This window comes from Luteimonas notoginsengisoli (assembly GCF_042648885.1).
GTDB classification, from domain to species: Bacteria; Pseudomonadota; Gammaproteobacteria; order Xanthomonadales; family Xanthomonadaceae; genus Luteimonas; species Luteimonas notoginsengisoli.
Map to the genome: position 1 here is coordinate 81,916 of NZ_JBHRYF010000008.1, position 16,007 is coordinate 97,922.

General features: G+C 69.9%; 13 protein-coding genes. 11 read left to right on the top strand and 2 right to left on the bottom strand.

Annotation, left to right across the window (positions count from 1 at the left end):
- Positions 1-2 precede the first annotated feature (2 nt).
- The 8 genes from dsbD to fis all read left to right on the top strand — a co-directional run bounded on the left by dsbD (position 3) and on the right by fis (position 8,575).
- Entirely contained in the window at positions 3-2,528 is a 2,526-nt protein-coding gene (gene dsbD / locus ACFOM9_RS08295) for a protein-disulfide reductase DsbD (RefSeq protein ID WP_386708840.1), read from the top strand.
- A gap of 13 nt (positions 2,529-2,541) precedes the next feature.
- Positions 2,542-3,138, top strand: a complete 597-nt coding sequence (locus tag ACFOM9_RS08300; RefSeq protein ID WP_386708843.1) for a TlpA family protein disulfide reductase — start codon at positions 2,542-2,544, stop codon at positions 3,136-3,138.
- Between the two features lie 234 nt (positions 3,139-3,372).
- Positions 3,373-3,837, top strand: coding sequence for a type II 3-dehydroquinate dehydratase (aroQ, locus tag ACFOM9_RS08305; RefSeq protein ID WP_386708846.1), 465 nt, complete (start codon positions 3,373-3,375; stop codon positions 3,835-3,837).
- A 92-nt stretch (positions 3,838-3,929) separates the two neighbouring features.
- Positions 3,930-4,412 carry an acetyl-CoA carboxylase biotin carboxyl carrier protein gene (accB, locus tag ACFOM9_RS08310; protein WP_386708849.1) on the top strand — a complete coding sequence of 161 codons (483 nt, stop codon included), beginning with the start codon at positions 3,930-3,932 and terminating at the stop codon, positions 4,410-4,412.
- Between the two features lie 10 nt (positions 4,413-4,422).
- Positions 4,423-5,790, top strand: a complete 1,368-nt coding sequence (gene accC / locus ACFOM9_RS08315) for an acetyl-CoA carboxylase biotin carboxylase subunit (protein WP_386708852.1) — start codon at positions 4,423-4,425, stop codon at positions 5,788-5,790.
- Between the two features lie 119 nt (positions 5,791-5,909).
- Positions 5,910-6,833 (top strand): 50S ribosomal protein L11 methyltransferase, encoded by a 924-nt coding sequence (prmA, locus tag ACFOM9_RS08320; RefSeq protein WP_386708855.1) that lies wholly within the window; start codon positions 5,910-5,912, stop codon positions 6,831-6,833.
- Positions 6,834-6,937: 104 nt separating this feature from the next.
- Positions 6,938-8,185, top strand: coding sequence for a DUF3426 domain-containing protein (locus tag ACFOM9_RS08325; protein ID WP_386708858.1), 1,248 nt, complete (start codon positions 6,938-6,940; stop codon positions 8,183-8,185).
- A gap of 120 nt (positions 8,186-8,305) precedes the next feature.
- Positions 8,306-8,575 carry a DNA-binding transcriptional regulator Fis gene (gene fis / locus ACFOM9_RS08330; RefSeq protein WP_386708861.1) on the top strand — a complete coding sequence of 90 codons (270 nt, stop codon included), beginning with the start codon at positions 8,306-8,308 and terminating at the stop codon, positions 8,573-8,575.
- Positions 8,576-8,692: 117 nt separating this feature from the next.
- Here fis and ACFOM9_RS08335 read toward each other — a convergent pair whose 3' ends face one another.
- Positions 8,693-9,283 carry a YqaA family protein gene (locus tag ACFOM9_RS08335; RefSeq protein WP_386708864.1) on the bottom strand — a complete coding sequence of 197 codons (591 nt, stop codon included), beginning with the start codon at positions 9,281-9,283 and terminating at the stop codon, positions 8,693-8,695.
- Positions 9,284-9,471: 188 nt separating this feature from the next.
- Between ACFOM9_RS08335 and purH the strand changes: the two genes are divergently transcribed.
- Complete coding sequence (purH, locus tag ACFOM9_RS08340) at positions 9,472-11,055, top strand: bifunctional phosphoribosylaminoimidazolecarboxamide formyltransferase/IMP cyclohydrolase (RefSeq protein WP_386708867.1); 1,584 nt, start codon at positions 9,472-9,474, stop codon at positions 11,053-11,055.
- A 19-nt stretch (positions 11,056-11,074) separates the two neighbouring features.
- On the opposite strand, the gene ACFOM9_RS08345 is transcribed toward purH, so the two are convergent.
- On the bottom strand, positions 11,075-12,535 hold the full coding sequence (locus ACFOM9_RS08345; protein WP_386708870.1) for an alanine/glycine:cation symporter family protein: 1,461 nt from the start codon (positions 12,533-12,535) through the stop codon (positions 11,075-11,077).
- 128 nt (positions 12,536-12,663) lie between these two features.
- Here ACFOM9_RS08345 and purD point away from each other — a divergent pair, with 128 nt between their 5' ends.
- Together purD and ACFOM9_RS08355 are read left to right on the top strand one after the other, a co-directional pair.
- Positions 12,664-13,953, top strand: a complete 1,290-nt coding sequence (gene purD, locus ACFOM9_RS08350) for a phosphoribosylamine--glycine ligase (protein ID WP_386708872.1) — start codon at positions 12,664-12,666, stop codon at positions 13,951-13,953.
- A 149-nt stretch (positions 13,954-14,102) separates the two neighbouring features.
- Positions 14,103-16,004, top strand: a complete 1,902-nt coding sequence (locus tag ACFOM9_RS08355) for an MFS transporter (protein WP_386708875.1) — start codon at positions 14,103-14,105, stop codon at positions 16,002-16,004.
- Positions 16,005-16,007: the final 3 nt, after the last annotated feature.

Genomic DNA, 16,007 nt, shown 5'->3' on the forward strand with positions numbered 1-16,007 from the left:
ACGTGACCCCGCAGTCGTTCGCCTCCCGCTGGCCGCGCATTGCCGCCGCCGTCGCCCTGTGCCTTGCCTGCGCCGCCCCCGCGCTGGCCGCGATCGACGAGGACGACCTGCTGCCGGTCGACCAGGCGTTCGTGCTGAGCGCGAAGGCCACCTCGGCCAACCGTATCGCGCTGGAATGGAAGATCGCCGCCGGCTATTACCTGTACCGGCACCGGACCAAGGCCGTCGCGGCGGACGGCAGCCGGCTCGGCGCGCTGGACCTGCCGCGCGGCGAGGCCCATGACGACGAGTTCTTCGGCCGGGTCGAGACCTTCCGCAAGCGCCTGGCCGGCAGCGTGCCGGTGCACGCGGCCGACGGCGGCAAGGTGGCGTTGAAGGTGAGCTACCAGGGCTGCGCCGATGCCGGCGTGTGCTATCCGCCGCAAACGCGAACGCTGACCGTCGCGATGCCGGCTGGCGCTTCAACTGCAGGAGCGGCGCCAGCCGCGAGCTCTTCGGCCCCTTCGCAACAGGATCAAAAGCGCGCGGCTGAAGCCGCTCCTACGACGGCATCCGGCGGCGCTGGCGACTCCGGGTTCAACGCGCTGGGCCAATCGCTCGGCAAGCCGCGCGCCGCCGGGCTGGCCGGCGCAGCCGCCGGCCGCGATGCCTTGCCGCTGCCGCCCGAGCAGGCGTTCGGCTTCGACGCCATTGCCGACGGCGGCAAGGCGCTGCTGCTGCGCTTTACTCCGGCGCCGGGCTACTACCTGTATCGCGACAACACCACGCTGCGGCTGGCAGCCGACGGGGTCGCGCTGGACAAGCCGAGCTGGCCGCAGGGCAAGCTGCATCGCGACGAGCACTTCGGGCAGGTGGTGGTGTATTTCGACCAGGTCGAAGTGCCGGTGCCGTTGCGACGCGCCAACGCGCAGGCGCAGCGGGTCACGCTGACCGCGACGTTCCAGGGCTGCCAGGACGAAGGCATCTGCTATCCGCCGATGACTCGGACGGTGTCGATTGCGCTGCCGGCCGGGGTCGTGGCGGCCGCGGCGACTTCCGCAACCGCCGTCCCCGCCAGCGCCTCTGATCCGAAACCTGCCGCTGCAACGACAGGGTCCGCCGGGGACGGGTTCCCGCGCGAATCGAACGGGAACGTATCGCCCGCAGGCCCGGGCGCAGCCGCAATTCCCGCGGCAAGCGAACAAGCATCTGCAAGCGGCGCATCGTCGAGACCCGCCGACGGTTCGGACGACGTGGCCGAAGACAGCCGGCTCGCCGCCGGCCTCGCCGGCTCAGGCCGCTGGCTGACCCTGCTGTGGTTCTTCCTCGGAGGCCTGGGGCTGGCATTCACGCCGTGCGTGCTGCCGATGATCCCGATCCTGTCGGGACTGATCGCCGGCGCCGGCACGCGCATCGGCACGCGACGCGCGCTGTGGCTGTCGTTTATCTACGTGCTGGCCAATGCGCTGGTGTTCACCGCGGCCGGCGTCATCGCCGGGCTGGTCGGCGCCAACCTGCAGGCCGCGTTCCAGGTGCCGTGGGTGATCGTGCTGTTCGCGCTGCTGTTCGTGGCCCTGGCGCTGTCGTCGTTCGGGCTTTACGAGCTGCAGCTTCCGGCCGCGCTGCGGTCGAAGCTCGGCGGCTTCAGCGATCGCCAGCGCGGTGGTTCGCTGGCGGGCGTCGCCGCGATGGGCGCGCTGTCGGCGCTGATCGTCGGCCCCTGCGTGGCGCCGCCGCTGGCGGCCGCCGTGCTGTACATCAGCCAGAGCCACGATCCGGCATTCGGCGGGCTGGCGCTGTTCCTGCTGGCGACGGGCATGGGCCTGCCGCTGCTGGCGTTCGGCGCAGCGGCCGGGCGCGGGATGCCGACCAGCGGACCGTGGATGACCGGCGTGCAGCAGGTGTTCGGCTTCGTGTTCCTGGCCCTGGCGGCCTGGATGCTGTCCCGTGTGGTGCCCGGGCCGGTGACCCTGGCGCTGTTCGGGGTCATTGCGCTGGCCGCGGCGGCGTGGGCCTGGGGTGGTGCGCACAGCGACAGCGGGGGCCTGCGCTGGTTCGCGCGCTTCGCCGGGCTGCTGCTGGCGGTGGTCGGCACCGCGCAGCTGTTCGGCGCGCTTGCCGGCAGCCGCAATCCGCTGCAGCCGCTGGCCGGCTTCGGCGGACAGGCCGCGCAGGCCGAACTCGCCTTCCGGATGATCAAGTCCAGCGACGACCTCGACCGCGAACTGGCCGCCGCGCAGGCCGCGGGCACGCCGGTGATGTTCGACTTCTATGCCGACTGGTGCGTGTCGTGCAAGGAAATGGAGGCCTACACCTTCACCGATCCGTCGGTGCAGGCGGCGCTGGCCGACGTCGTGCTGCTCAAGGCCGACGTCACCGCCAACGACGCGATCGACCAGGGACTGATGCAGCGCTTCGGCATCATCGGCCCGCCGGCGACGCTGTTCTTCAACGGCTCGGCGGAAGAGCGCCGCGGACTGCGGCTGGTCGGCTTCGAGAAAGCCGCGCCCTTCGTCGAACGCGTCCGGCGCGCGACCGCGACGCCGTGATGGACGCACGGCCATGAAGTCCGGCGCGAAGATCGTGCTGGTGGCGCTGGCCGCCGGGGCGCTCGGGGTCGTCGCCAGCATCGCGATGAACGGCCCCGGCCCGCTGCTGGGCACCGAAGCCGGGCAGCGGGTGGTGCAGGAAGCCTATCGGGCCACCGCGCCGGCCCCGCCCGCGGGCGTGGCGGTGGCCCGCCGCGGGGACCGCATCCCGGCCTTCACCCTGCCCGGCATGGACGGCCAGCCGATCCCTGTTCCCGGCACCTGGGCCGGGCGGCCGCTGCTCATCAACGTGTGGGCCAGCTGGTGCGGCCCGTGCATCGAAGAGATGCCGGAACTGCAGCGATTCCACGCCCAACAGGACCGCAACGGCGTCCAGGTGGTAGGCATCGCCCTGGATGACACTGCTGCGGTCCAGGATTTCCTGCAGCGCATCTCCGTGGAGTACCCGATCCTGGTCGACGCGCCCGGGCCGGCGGATGCCGGCGTGCGCCTGGGAAACCCCAAGGGCGTGCTGCCCTACTCGGTCCTGGTGTCGGCCGACGGCGTGCTCCTGAAGCAGCGCATCGGACCCTTCGCGCACGGGGAAATCGACGGCTGGGTCAAACCCTGACCCCGCGTGCGTCCCGTGGGAGCGGCTTCAGCCGCGAGCTCCTGAACTTGCCCCACGGCCTCCTGCAAGCAAGAGCTCGCGGCTGAAGCCGCTCCCACAAGAGTTGGGGCGACGGCGGCTCTAGAGCCACAACTCAAACGCGCGCTTAAATGACGTTAAAGCGGGAAACTTCGGCGATCTGGACAGCATCGCCCGCATCGCGCAGACTGACCGCCCGTTTCGTCCCGCGCCCCCATGGCCAAGCTGCTGGTCCTGCACGGTCCCAACCTCAACCTGCTCGGTACGCGCGAGCCGGAGGTCTATGGCCGCACGACGCTGGACGAGATCGACGCCGACCTGCAGGCGCGGGCGCTGGAGAAGGGCTTCGAACTGGCCAGCTTCCAGTCCAACGCCGAGCACGCCCTGGTCGATCGCGTCCAGGCCGCGCGCGACGACGGGACCGACTTCATCCTGATCAACCCGGCCGGCTTTACCCACACCTCGGTCGCCCTGCGCGATGCGCTGGCGGCGGTGGCGATTCCGTTCATCGAGGTCCACCTGTCCAACCCCCACGCCCGCGAACCGTTCCGCCGCCAGAGCTATTTCAGCGACCTGGCCGTCGGCGTGGTCTGCGGCTTCGGCAGCCTCGGCTATGGCCTGGCGCTGATCGCCGCGACCCGGTACCTGCAAGACGCCGCCCGCGACGGCGGTCACGCGTGAACCGTCGCCGGCGGCACGCGCGCCGCTGACGCGGCCACCCCGAACACCTTCCGCCGCTGGCGGACAGCCACGACACACCACGAGAGGCCTCCATGGACCTGCGCAAGATCAAGAAACTCATCGACCTGCTCGAGGAATCCAACCTCGCCGAGATCGAGATCAAGGAAGGCGAGGAATCCGTGCGCCTGGCCCGCACCCCCTCCGGCACGCCGCAGCCGATGTACGCGCCTGCCCCGGTCTACGCCGAGGCCCCGCGCCCGCAGCAGGCCATGCCGATGCAGTCGCCGGTCGACGCCGCCACCGGGGGCCGTCCGGCCGAGGGCGGCCCCGCACTGCCCGAGGGCCATGTGGTGCGCGCGCCGATGGTCGGCACCTATTACGCCTCGCCCGCCCCCGACAAGCCGGCCTTCGTCAGCATCGGCCAGGCGGTCCAGGCCGGGGAAACGCTGGGCATTATCGAGGCGATGAAGATGTTCAATCCGATCGAGGCCGACGTCGCCGGCACCGTGCTCGCGATCCAGTGCGAGAGCGGGCAGCCGGTGGAGTTCGACCAGCCGCTGTTCGTGATCGGCTGAGGCGGCCACGATGCTGGACAAGGTCGTCATCGCCAACCGCGGCGAAATCGCGCTGCGCATCCTGCGCGCGTGCCACGCGATGGGCATCCGCACGGTCGCGGTGCATTCCACCGTCGACCGCAACCTCAAGCACGTCGCGATGGCCGACGAGTCGGTCTGCATCGGCCCGGCGCCCTCGACCGACAGCTATCTCAACATGGCGTCGATCATCGCCGCGGCCGAGGTCACCGACGCCCAGGCGATCCATCCGGGGTACGGCTTCCTCAGCGAGAACGCGGATTTCGCCGAACGCGTCGAGCAGTCGGGCTTCATCTTCATCGGGCCCAAGGCCGACACCATCCGCCTGATGGGCGACAAGGTCGAGGCGATCCGCGCGATGAAGGCCGCGGGCGTGCCCTGCGTGCCCGGCAGCGGCGGCCCGCTGGGTGACGATGCGGAAGAGAACCTTCGCATCGCCGGCGAGATCGGCTATCCGGTGATCGTCAAGGCCGCCGGCGGCGGCGGCGGCCGCGGCATGCGCGTGGTGCACACCGAAGCGGCGCTCAATACCGCGATCTCCACCACCAAGTCGGAAGCCAAGGCGGCGTTCGGCAACGACATGGTGTACATGGAGAAGTTCCTCGAGAATCCGCGCCACGTCGAGATCCAGGTGCTGGCCGACGGCCAGGGCAACGCGATCCACCTGGGCGAACGCGACTGCTCGATGCAGCGGCGCCACCAGAAGGTGGTGGAGGAAGCGCCGGCGCCCGGCATTACCGAGGAGCAGCGTGCAGAAATCGGCAAGGTCTGCACCGAGGCCTGCGTGCGCATCGGCTACCGGGGCGCCGGCACGTTCGAGTTCCTGTATGAGAACGGTCGCTTCTATTTCATCGAGATGAACACCCGGGTGCAGGTCGAGCATCCGGTGACCGAGATGGTCACCGGCATCGACCTGGTTCGCGAACAACTGATGGTCGCCGCGGGCCACAAGCTGAGGATCAGGCAGAGCGACGTGGTCCTGCGCGGCCATGCGATCGAATGCCGCATCAATGCCGAGGATCCCGAGACCTTCATGCCCTCGCCCGGCCTGATCCAGCATTTCCACGCCCCCGGCGGTCCCGGCGTGCGCGTGGATTCGCACATTTACGAAGGCTACCGCGTGCCGCCGAACTACGACTCGATGATCGGCAAGCTGATCGTCCACGGCGCCGACCGCGAACAGGCGATCTGCCGCATGCGCGTCGCGCTGTCGGAGATGGTCGTCGACGGCATCAAGACCAACATCCCGCTGCAGCAGCGCATCCTCGCCGATGGCGGCTTCGGCGCCGGTGGACAGAACATCCACTACCTCGAGAAGCGCCTGGCCGAGCGCAAGGACAAGGCGCTGTCGATCGGCTGACAGCGCGAGCCCTGTAGGAGCGGCGGAAGCCGCGAGCATCTGATTCTCGGGCCAGGATCAAGAGCTCGCGGCTTTCGCCGCTCCTACGAAAAGCACCGCAATCGGACGAGCCCACACCCATGCCCTTCCTCGAACTTACCGTCCCCTGCCGCGAATCCGAACAGCCGCGCTACGAGCACGCGCTGGAGGATGTCGGCGCGCTGGCGGTGACAATGCTCGACGCCGACGCGGATACCGACAACGAACACGCGATCCTCGAGCCCGGCGTCGGGCAGACGCCGCTGTGGGACGCGATCACGCTGACCGCGCTGTTCCCGCACGATGCTGATGCGCTGCTGCTGCTCGCGGCACTGGAGGCCTTCGACCCGGCGCTGGACTGGTCGCAGGCGGCGTTCCGCAACGTCGAGGACCAGGACTGGGAGCGCGCCTGGATGGACCAGTACGCGCCGCTGCGTTTCGGCACGCGCACCTGGATCGTGCCGTGGAACCACGACCTGCCGGCCGAAGCCGACGCCCCCGATGCCGCAGTGGTGCGGCTCGACCCGGGCCTGGCGTTCGGTTCCGGCACGCATCCGACCACGTCGCTGTGCCTGCAGTGGCTCGACGCGCTGGCTGCGCGCGGCGAGCTGCAGGGCCGCGAGGTGCTGGATTTCGGCTGTGGCAGCGGCATCCTCGCGCTCGCCGCGCTCAAGCTCGGCGCCGTGCGCGGGGTCGGCGTCGACAACGATCCGCAGGCGCTGCTGGCGACGCGCGACAACGCCGATCGCAACGGCGTCGGCGCGGCGCTTTCGGTGTTCCTGCCAGAGGACGAATCACCGGCGACCTATCCGGTGGTGGTCGCCAACATCCTGGCCTCCGCGCTCGACGCGCTGGCCGACACGCTGGCCGCGCGCGTGGCCCCGGGCGGGCGGATTGCGCTGTCAGGCATCCTCAACGGCCAGCAGGAGCCGCTGCTGCGACGCTACCGCGACTGGTTCGACGACCTGGCGGTGCAGACCGAAGGCGACTGGGTGCGCATCGACGGCGTGCGTCGCGCGAAGTAAGCGGGTGGGAACTCGGGGCTGAGCCGCTACCGCACAGGCGCGGGCCCTTGCGACTCGGGCCTGCCCCACCTACAAAAAGCGCGGGCCCATGATTGAATAGGCGGATGTTCATCAACTGCCCGTTCTGCAGGGCGCTGGTCGCCACCGATCCGGCGACCGACCTGCCGCCCGACCACTGTCCGCGCTGCGCGGCGAAGCTGCGCGGGCTCGACGCCGAGGCGTCCGGGCCCGCCACGTCGACGGCATTGCAGGCGGGCGAACCGGCGCCCGTGCCGCGACTGGATCCGGACTTCCTGCTCCAGGTTCCGTCGCCCGACATGTCGCTTCCTGAAGGCGGCAGCGGCGCGACGCCTTCAGAACTGTCTTCGCAAATCCACCAGATCGTCGCCCTGGAGGCGCCGGGCGCGGCATCGGACATCGCGCCCGCCATCGCACCCATCGCGACGATGCTCAAGCGCGGCGACGAGGCGACTTCGCCCAACGATGCAGACGAGACCGCGGGCAACGCGAGCGCCACTGCGCGGGAAGCGAAACCGACACCCCCATCGGCAGGCGCACCGGTACCGACTTTAGCCGCCTCGCCCGCCGAACCAGTCACGACGAACCTGGCCCCGGTTGCTGCACCGGTAGTGCAAGCGCTAGATCTCCCCACCGGGCACGCGGGCAGGAACGACGCGGCGGGTCCGCCCGCGGACGTTGGACTTGCGGCTGCGCAAGCGGGACCGGGAGCGCCCGCTCCCGCGCCCGCGGCGACCCTTGCCGCCGACCAGGCTGGCGCGACCGCCGTCGCCGCAACCGTTCCCGCCGCGGCCGTGCCAGGTTCGCCATCAGCCGTCCGAGCCTCGGCGCCCAGCTTCATGCATCGACAGGCGCGGCCCGGTGACACCGGGTTGCACTGGAAAACCCTGGCCGCGATCGCCGCGCTTTCGCTGCTGCTGGCGCTGCAGCTGCTGCTTGCGGACCGCGCGCAACTGGCCGCCGACGCGCGCTGGCGCCCACTGGTGGCAAACGTGTGCGGCGTGCTCGGCTGCGCGCTGCCGCCCTGGCGCGAACCGGCGGCGTTCACCGTGCTCGCACGCGAGGTGCGTCCGCATCCGTCCAACCCCGGGGCCCTGCGCGTCAGCGCGACGTTCCGCAACGACGCGCGCTGGCCGCAGCCCTGGCCACGGCTGCGGCTGACGCTGTCGGACGTGAACGGCAACGCCGTCGCTTCGCGCGACTTCAGCGCGCTCGACTACCTCGGCGCGGCGCCCGCGCAGGCCGAATTGCACAGCGGCCAGAGCGCGTCGATCGCCATGGACATCGTCGAACCCGAAACGCAAAGCGTCGCGTTCGACTTCGAACTGCACTGAACCCGGGCGAAGCGCCATGGGGGCCGGCCGGGCCCATCGCATTGGCACCCGCGACGGCCGCGCGCTAGACTCCCTGTCCCCGTCGCCCGTCGTCGGGCACGATCCGCCCGGGGACGCTTCTTGAACGCCGACCGTTCCGACAACGCCAACCGCAGCGGTGCCCGCGCGCCGCTGCGCGAGCACGTCGCGAACTCCGTGCGCCGCTACATCGGCGACCTCGACGGCTGCGGCGCCGACAACCTCTACGAGATCGCGCTGCGCGAACTCGAAATCCCGCTGTTCGTCGAAGTGCTCAACCATTGCGACGGCAACCAGAGCCGCGCCGCCGCGATGCTCGGCATCCACCGCGCCACGCTGCGCCGCAAGCTGCGCGAGTACGGATTGGCGTGATTCGCTGATTGGTGGTTGGCGATCGGTGGTCTTGCGAGCTTTTCCCGGCATCGGCCGATTGGCCGGGCAACCGTTCCGGGCTGAAGCCGCTGCCATGAGATCGGAATACGCCGGAAATCATCGGGGCATCAACGTCCAGTACAGCGCGTAGAACGCGATCCACGCGGCCCACCAGATCCTGTTCACCGTCGCAGCGCCAAAGCGCGGCGCCGCCCTTCGCGCAATGCCGCCCACAAGCAGCGCAACCGCCACGAACCGGGCACCGCGCGCGATGACGCTGCAGGCGATGAAGACCGGCAGGCCCAGCCCCGCCGACATCGCCTGCGCCGCGTACAGCTTGTAGGGCGCGCCGCTGAAGCCGCCGACCAGCAACGCCCAGCCGCCCAGGGCATGCAACTGCGCCCGCACGCGCGCGACCAGGCCCGGATCGATCGCCGGCAACCGCTCGAACAGCGCCAGCATTGCCGCCTCGTGCCCTGCGCCGAGCAGATACAGCAACACGCCGCCGGGCAGCGCGCCAGCCAGCGCGCATGCACACCCGCGCAGTGCGGCGCGCCGCGACGACAGCGCCAGCCGGCTGATCCACACGTCGGGCACGACGAAGAAAACGGTGGCCTCGGCCAGACCCCACAGCGCCGCGACGGCTTGCGCCCACCGCCCTTCCAGCGCCCGATCCGGCACCCGCTGTGGTCTCACGGCATCCTGCATGCGATGTGCGCCTCCGTCTTTCGCGCGAGCCGCGGACCAGATGCCCACGCAATCGCTTGGCGAAGAAGCCGATACCCGCTCTTCCCCGTGTCCCGTTACGCGGCCTTGCAGCCTCCCTGGCGGACGTGCGCAGCGGCGGCGCGTCCGGGCTCTCGTACAATACCGTCCCCGCCGCACCGCCTTCCGACATGCCCGCACATTCGTCCGCCGCGCCGGTGAAGATCACCCGCGCCCTGCTGTCCGTGTCCGACAAGACCGGCCTGGTCGATTTCGCCCGCGCCCTTGCGGCGCGCAATGTCGAGCTGCTCTCCACCGGAGGCACCGCCAAGGCGATCCGCGACGCCGGCCTGTCGGTGCGCGACGTCTCCGAGGCCACGGGCTTCCCGGAAATGATGGACGGCCGGGTCAAGACCCTGCATCCGGTGGTGCACGGTGGCCTGCTCGGCCGCGCCGGCATCGACGACGCGGTGATGGCGCAGCACGGCATCGCGCCGATCGACCTGCTGGTGCTCAACCTGTACCCGTTCGAGAAGGTCTCCGCCGATCCGGCCAGCACGATGGACAAGATCGTCGAGAACATCGATATCGGCGGCCCGGCGATGCTGCGTTCGGCGGCGAAGAACTTTGCCCGCGTCGCCGTCGCCACCGATCCGGCGCAGTACGCCGGCATCCTCGCCGAGCTCGACGACAGCGACGGCGCGCTGTCGGCGCAGACTCGCTTCGCGCTGTCGGTGGCCGCGTTCAACCGCGTCGCGCAGTACGACGCATGCATCAGCAACCATCTCTCGTCGATCGGCGACGACGGCAGCCGCGCCTTCTTCTCCGGCCAGAGCAACGGCAGCTTCATCAAGGTCGCCGACCTGCGCTACGGCGAGAATCCGCACCAGCGCGGCGCCTTCTATCGCGACCTGTATCCGGTGCCCGGCACGCTGGCCACGTTCGCCCAGCTGCAGGGCAAGGAGCTGAGTTACAACAACCTCGCCGACGCCGACGCGGCATGGGAATGCGTGCGCCAGTTCGACGCCCCGGCCTGCGTGATCGTCAAGCACGCCAATCCCTGCGGCGTGGCGACCGGCGCCGCCTGCGGCGATGCCTACGAACTGGCCTACGCCACCGATCCGACCTCCGCGTTCGGCGGCATCCTCGCGTTCAACACCACGCTGGATGCGGCGACGGCGAAGGCGATCCTGGACCGCCAGTTCGTCGAGGTCCTGATCGCGCCCGACTACGACGACGGCGCGCTCGCGTACGCGAGGAAGAAGGCCAACGTGCGCGTTCTGAAGATCCCGCACGGCGCCGGCCGCAACAACGTCGACGTCAAGCGCGTCGGCTCCGGCCTGCTGATGCAGGACAGCGACAACCGCGAGGTGTCCCGCGACGAACTCAGCACGGTCACGCGGCGCGCCCCCACCGCGGCCGAGCTCGACACGCTGCTGTTCGCCTGGCGCGTGGCGAAGTTCGTCAAGTCCAACGCGATCGTGTATGCCAAGGACCAGCGCACGATCGGCATCGGCGCCGGGCAGATGAGCCGGGTGATCAGCGCCAGGATCGCCGGGCTCAAGGCCGAGGAAGCCGGCCTGGTGGTGCCGGGATCGGTGATGGCATCGGACGCGTTCTTCCCGTTCCGCGACGGCATCGACGCCGCAGCCGCCGCCGGCATCCGCGCCGTGATCCAGCCTGGCGGGTCGATGCGCGACAGCGAGGTGATCGCCGCGGCGGACGAGCACGACATCGCGATGGTGTTCACCGGCGTGCGCCACTTCCGCCACTGATTGCGGCGACGCGTCGCGATCAGGCGGGCGGAACCGTGGGCCGCTCGGTCCAGATCGTGCGATCGATGCGGTCGCCGAGTTCCGGATACGCCGATGCGTCCAGCCGCGGCACCTTGCCCGCGCGCAGCTGCGCGTCGTAGTCGCGGGTGAGCTTCACCACCAGACCCGACAGCATCATGATGGCAACGAGGTTGATCAGGGCCATCAGCCCCATCGCGGCGTCCGCCGTGTCCCAGACCAGGCCGACGCGGGTCACCGCGCCCCAGCCGACCATGGCGATCGCGCCGGCCTTCATCAGCAACAGGCCCTTGCGTCCACCGCGGAGGAAAATGACCGCCGATTCGGCGTACGCGTAGTTGCCGACGATCGAGGTGAGCGCGAAGAAGAACAGCGACACCGCGATGAACGTTGGACCCCATGCGCCGAAATGCTGCGCCATCGCCGCCTGGGTGAGACGGATGCCGTCCTGCTCGCCACTGCCCAGCGCGCCCGACAGCAGGATCATCAGCGCGGTCGCGGTGCAAACCAGCAGCGTGTCGACGAACACCCCGAACGATTGCACCAGGCCCTGGCTGGCCGGATGGTGCGGCACCGGCATCGCCGCCGCGGCGATGTTGGGCGCACTGCCCATCCCGGCTTCGTTGGAAAACAGGCCACGCTTGACTCCGTTGAGCATCGCCGCGGCCAGTCCGCCGAGAATGCCGCCCGCAGCCGGTTCGAGCCCAAACGCGCTGTGCACGATCAACGACAGCATCGCCGGAACCTGCGCGGCGTTGCTGAAGACCACCCAGAGCGCGAGCGCCAGGTAGACCGCGGCCATCAGCGGCACCACCAGCACCGCGAAGCGCGCGATCGACCGCAGCCCGCCGAAAATGATCGTGCCCGCCAGTACCGCCAGCCCGATCGCGCTCCAGCGCCGGTCGATCGCGAACGCCTCCGCCATGGCCGCCGAAATCGAGTTCGCCTGCACCGCGCTGAAGACGAGACCGAATGCGACGAGCAGGAATATCGAGAACAGCACCCCCATCCAGTGCGCGCGCAGGCCGCGGGCCATGTAGAAGGCGGGGCCGCCGCGGTACTGGCCCGCGCCGTCGCGCACCTTGTACAGCTGTGCCAGGCTGCTTTCGGCATAGGCGGTCGCCATGCCGAAGAACGCCACCACCCACATCCAGAAGATCGCGCCGGCGCCGCCCGCGCCCAGCGCGATGGCAACGCCGACGAGGTTGCCGGTCCCGATGCGCGAGGCCAGGCTGGTGCACAGCGCCTCGAACGGGGAGATGCCGGCGCTGCCCTCGTGTCCGCCGGCGAACACCACGCGCAGCATCTGCGGGAAGCGCCGCAGCTGTATCAATCCCAGCCGCGCGCTGAAGTACAAGCCGACCAGCGGAAGCACGCCCACCAGCAGGTAGTTCCAGATCACGGCATTGATGCCGCCTACGGCCGCCTGCAGCATCGCCTCGATCGTCTGGATTGCCGTCATCGCGTGGCTGCTCCCGTCGCTGTGAGTCCCCGAGCCTAGCATCCGGTGTCGCGCGCCAGACGCGACCATGTCCGCCGCCCGGGCGCGCCGTTAGAATCCACGCCATCGCCCAGGTGGAAACGACTGCCTTGAAACTGCTCGTGATCGGCGCCGGAGGGCGCGAACATGCCCTGGCCTGGAAGCTCGCGCAGTCTCCGCGCGTGGCCGAGGTGATCGTCGCCCCCGGCAACGCCGGCACCGCGACCGAGGGCAAGTGCCGCAACGCCGACGTCGCGGCGACCGATCTCGACGCCCTGCTCGCGCTTGCGCGCGACGAAGGGGTCGCGCTCACCGTCGTCGGCCCCGAAGGTCCGCTGGTGGCCGGCGTGGTCGACCGCTTCCGCGCCGAGGGGCTGCGTATCTTCGGCCCCACCGCCGCGGCCGCGCAGCTCGAGGGCAGCAAGGCGTTCGCCAAGGATTTCCTGGCCCGCCACGGCATCCCCACCGCGCACTACGCGGTGCACACCAACGTGGAGGAGGCGCTCGAGTACGTCCGCGCGAAAGGCGCCCCGATCGTGATCAAGGCCGACGGCCTGGCGGCCGGCAAGGGCGTGATCGTGGCGATGACCCTGGCCGAGGCCGAGGCCGCGGTCGCCGACATGCTGGCCGGCAATGCATTCGGCGAAGCGGGCGCGCGGGTGGTGGTCGAGGAGTTCCTCGACGGCGAGGAAGCCAGCTTCATCTCGATCGTCGATGGCCGTTTCGCGCTGCCGATGGCGACCTCGCAGGACCACAAGCGCGTCGGCGACGGCGACACCGGCCCCAACACCGGCGGCATGGGCGCCTATTCGCCGGCGCCGGTGGTGACCGCCGAGGTCGAACAGCGGATCCTGCGCGAAGTCGTCGCACCGACCGTGCGCGGCATGGCCGCCGACGGTGCGCCGTTCACCGGCTTCCTGTACGCGGGCCTGATGATCGACAAGACCGGCGCGCCGAAGGTGATCGAGTTCAACGTGCGCTTCGGCGACCCGGAGACGCAGCCGGTCATGATGCGGCTGCGTTCGGATCTTCTCGACCACATCGAGGATGCGATCGACGGCCGCCTCGACCGCAGCCGCGCACTGTGGGATCCGCGTCCGTCGCTGGGGGTGGTGATGGCCGCCGCGGGCTATCCCGGCACGCCGAGCACCGGCAACATGATCAACGCCTGGGACGTCCCCGACGTCGAGGACACCAAGGTGTTCCACGCCGGCACCCGCCTCGAAGGCGACCGCGTCGTCACCGCTGGCGGCCGCGTGCTGTGCGTGTGCGCGCTGGGCGACACCGTGGCCGACGCGCAGAAGCGGGCGTACGCCGAAGTCGCCGGCATTTCCTGGCCGGGCGAGTTCCACCGCCACGACATCGGCTGGCGCGCGATCGAACGCGAACGGCAGCCTTAGGGGCGCTTCCCGGCGCCGCGGGAGCCGCGGGAGCCGCACGATAGTCCGTCTCCCGCGCACGCACTACGCGGGGGCGAAATGCGCGATCCGGGAGGGCGCATGCGCCGATGGCTCTGCTAGGCTCGCCCGGTCGTCACCGGAACTCTCGCATGTCGGGCCACAACCAGTTCGAGCTGCTCCGGCAGCGCCGCTTCCTGCCGTTCTTCGTGACCCAGTGCTTTGGCGCGTTCAACGACAACGTCTACCGGCAGGCGATCATCGGCATGCTGTTCTGGCTGGGCGTAAGCGCCGAGCAGAAGACGCTCTACGCCACGCTTGCGCCGGCGATCTTCATCCTTCCCTACTTCCTGTTCTCGGCGCTGGCCGGGCAGTTCACCGAACGTACCGAGAAGTCCACGCTGATCCGCATCACCACCGCGATGGAGATCGCGATCATGTCGCTGGCGGCGGTCGGCTTCGTGACCACCAGCATGACGGTGCTGCTGGTGGCGCTGTTCCTCACCGGGGTGCAGTCCACGCTGTTCGGGCCGGTGAAGTATTCGATCCTCCCGGCCGTGCTGCATCCGCGCGAGCTCACCGGCGGCAACGGGCTGGTCGAGATGGGGACGTCGATCTCGATCCTGCTGGGCATGATCCTCGGCGGATCGATCTTCGCGATGACCGGCGCCGGCGGGCCGTGGGTGGCGGGCGCGACGATCATCGCGCTGGCGATCGCCGGCAACGTCGCCAGTCGCGCGATCCCGGAAGCCGGCGCGGGCGCGCCGGGATTGAAGATCAACTGGAACCCGATCCCGGAATCGATCGCGGTGCTGCGGCTCGCGCGCAGGCAGCTGGCGGTGCGCAACGCGATCCTCGGCGTGTCGTGGTTCTGGTTCGTCGGCACGGTGCTGACCAGCCAGCTGCCGGCCTACGCCGAGGTTTACCTGGGCGGCTCGGCGACGCTGTACATCCTGGCGCTGGCGCTGTTCTCGATCGGCACCGGCGTGGGCTCGATGCTGTGCGAGAGGCTGTCTGCGCGCACCGTGGAAATCGGGCTGGTGCCGCTGGGCGCTTTCGGCATGACCGCGTTCCTGCTCGACCTGGCGCTGGCACGGACCGGGGTCGCGACGACGGCGGGACTGGACGTGGCCGGTTTCCTGCAGCAGCCGGGCGCCTGGCGCACGGTGGCGGACCTGGTCGGGATCGGCCTGTTCACCGGTCTGTTCGTGGTGCCGCTGTTCGCGCTGATCCAGTCGCGCACGCCGAAGTCGGAAATGTCGCGGGTGTTCGCCGCGCTGAACATCCAGAACTCGGGCTTCATCGTGCTGGCGTCGCTGTCGGCGCTGGCGGTGCAGCGCTGGCTGGATTGGTCGATCCCGCAGGTAATCCTGGCGCTGGCGATCGCCAACGCGCTGGTGGCGATCTGGATCTTCACGATCGTTCCCGAGTTCCTGATGCGCTTCCTGAGCTGGGTGCTGGTGCGCACGCTGTACCGGCTGCGCACGCGCGGCATCGACCATATTCCCGAGGAAGGCGCGGTGCTGGTGGTGTGCAACCACGTGAGCTACATGGACGCACTGATCCTGTCGGCCAGCATTCCGCGGCCGGTGCGCTTCGTGATGTATTACAGGATCTTCAACATCCCGGTGATGCGCTGGATCTTCCGCACCGGCAAGGCGATCCCGATCGCCGGCGCGCGCGAGAAGCCGGCGCTGATGGAGCAGGCCTTCGACGCGATCGACGCGGCGCTGGCGGAGGGAGAAATCGTCGGCATCTTCCCCGAAGGAAAACTGACCACCAGCGGCGAGATCGCGGCCTTCAAGTCCGGCGTCGAACGGATCCTCGCGCGTGCCGCCGCTGCCGGACGCCCGGTCCCGGTGGTGCCGATGGCCCTGCGCGGGATGTGGGCAAGCATGTGGAGCCATCGCGACGATCGCATGGGCCGCATGCGCACGCCGCGGCGATTCCGCGCACACGTCGAGGTGGTGGCGGGCGGGCCGGTGTCGGGCGAAGGCGTGACGGCTGAAATGCTCGAGGCCGAGGTGCGCGCGCTGCGCGGCAGCGAAGCCTAGGCT

Bases quoted from the DNA above. Each gene is read 5' to 3' on its own strand.
- ACFOM9_RS08325 (WP_386708858.1), top strand. From the start codon at position 6,938: ATGTTCATCAACTGCCCGTTCTGCAGGGCGCTGGTCGCCACCGATCCG.
- ACFOM9_RS08355 (WP_386708875.1), top strand. From the start codon at position 14,103: ATGTCGGGCCACAACCAGTTCGAGCTGCTCCGGCAGCGCCGCTTCCTG.
- purH (WP_386708867.1), top strand. From the start codon at position 9,472: ATGCCCGCACATTCGTCCGCCGCGCCGGTGAAGATCACCCGCGCCCTG.
- prmA (WP_386708855.1), top strand. From the start codon at position 5,910: ATGCCCTTCCTCGAACTTACCGTCCCCTGCCGCGAATCCGAACAGCCG.
- aroQ (WP_386708846.1), top strand. From the start codon at position 3,373: ATGGCCAAGCTGCTGGTCCTGCACGGTCCCAACCTCAACCTGCTCGGT.
- ACFOM9_RS08335 (WP_386708864.1), bottom strand. From the start codon at position 9,283: ATGCAGGATGCCGTGAGACCACAGCGGGTGCCGGATCGGGCGCTGGAA.
- ACFOM9_RS08300 (WP_386708843.1), top strand. From the start codon at position 2,542: ATGAAGTCCGGCGCGAAGATCGTGCTGGTGGCGCTGGCCGCCGGGGCG.
- ACFOM9_RS08345 (WP_386708870.1), bottom strand. From the start codon at position 12,535: ATGACGGCAATCCAGACGATCGAGGCGATGCTGCAGGCGGCCGTAGGC.
- accC (WP_386708852.1), top strand. From the start codon at position 4,423: ATGCTGGACAAGGTCGTCATCGCCAACCGCGGCGAAATCGCGCTGCGC.
- accB (WP_386708849.1), top strand. From the start codon at position 3,930: ATGGACCTGCGCAAGATCAAGAAACTCATCGACCTGCTCGAGGAATCC.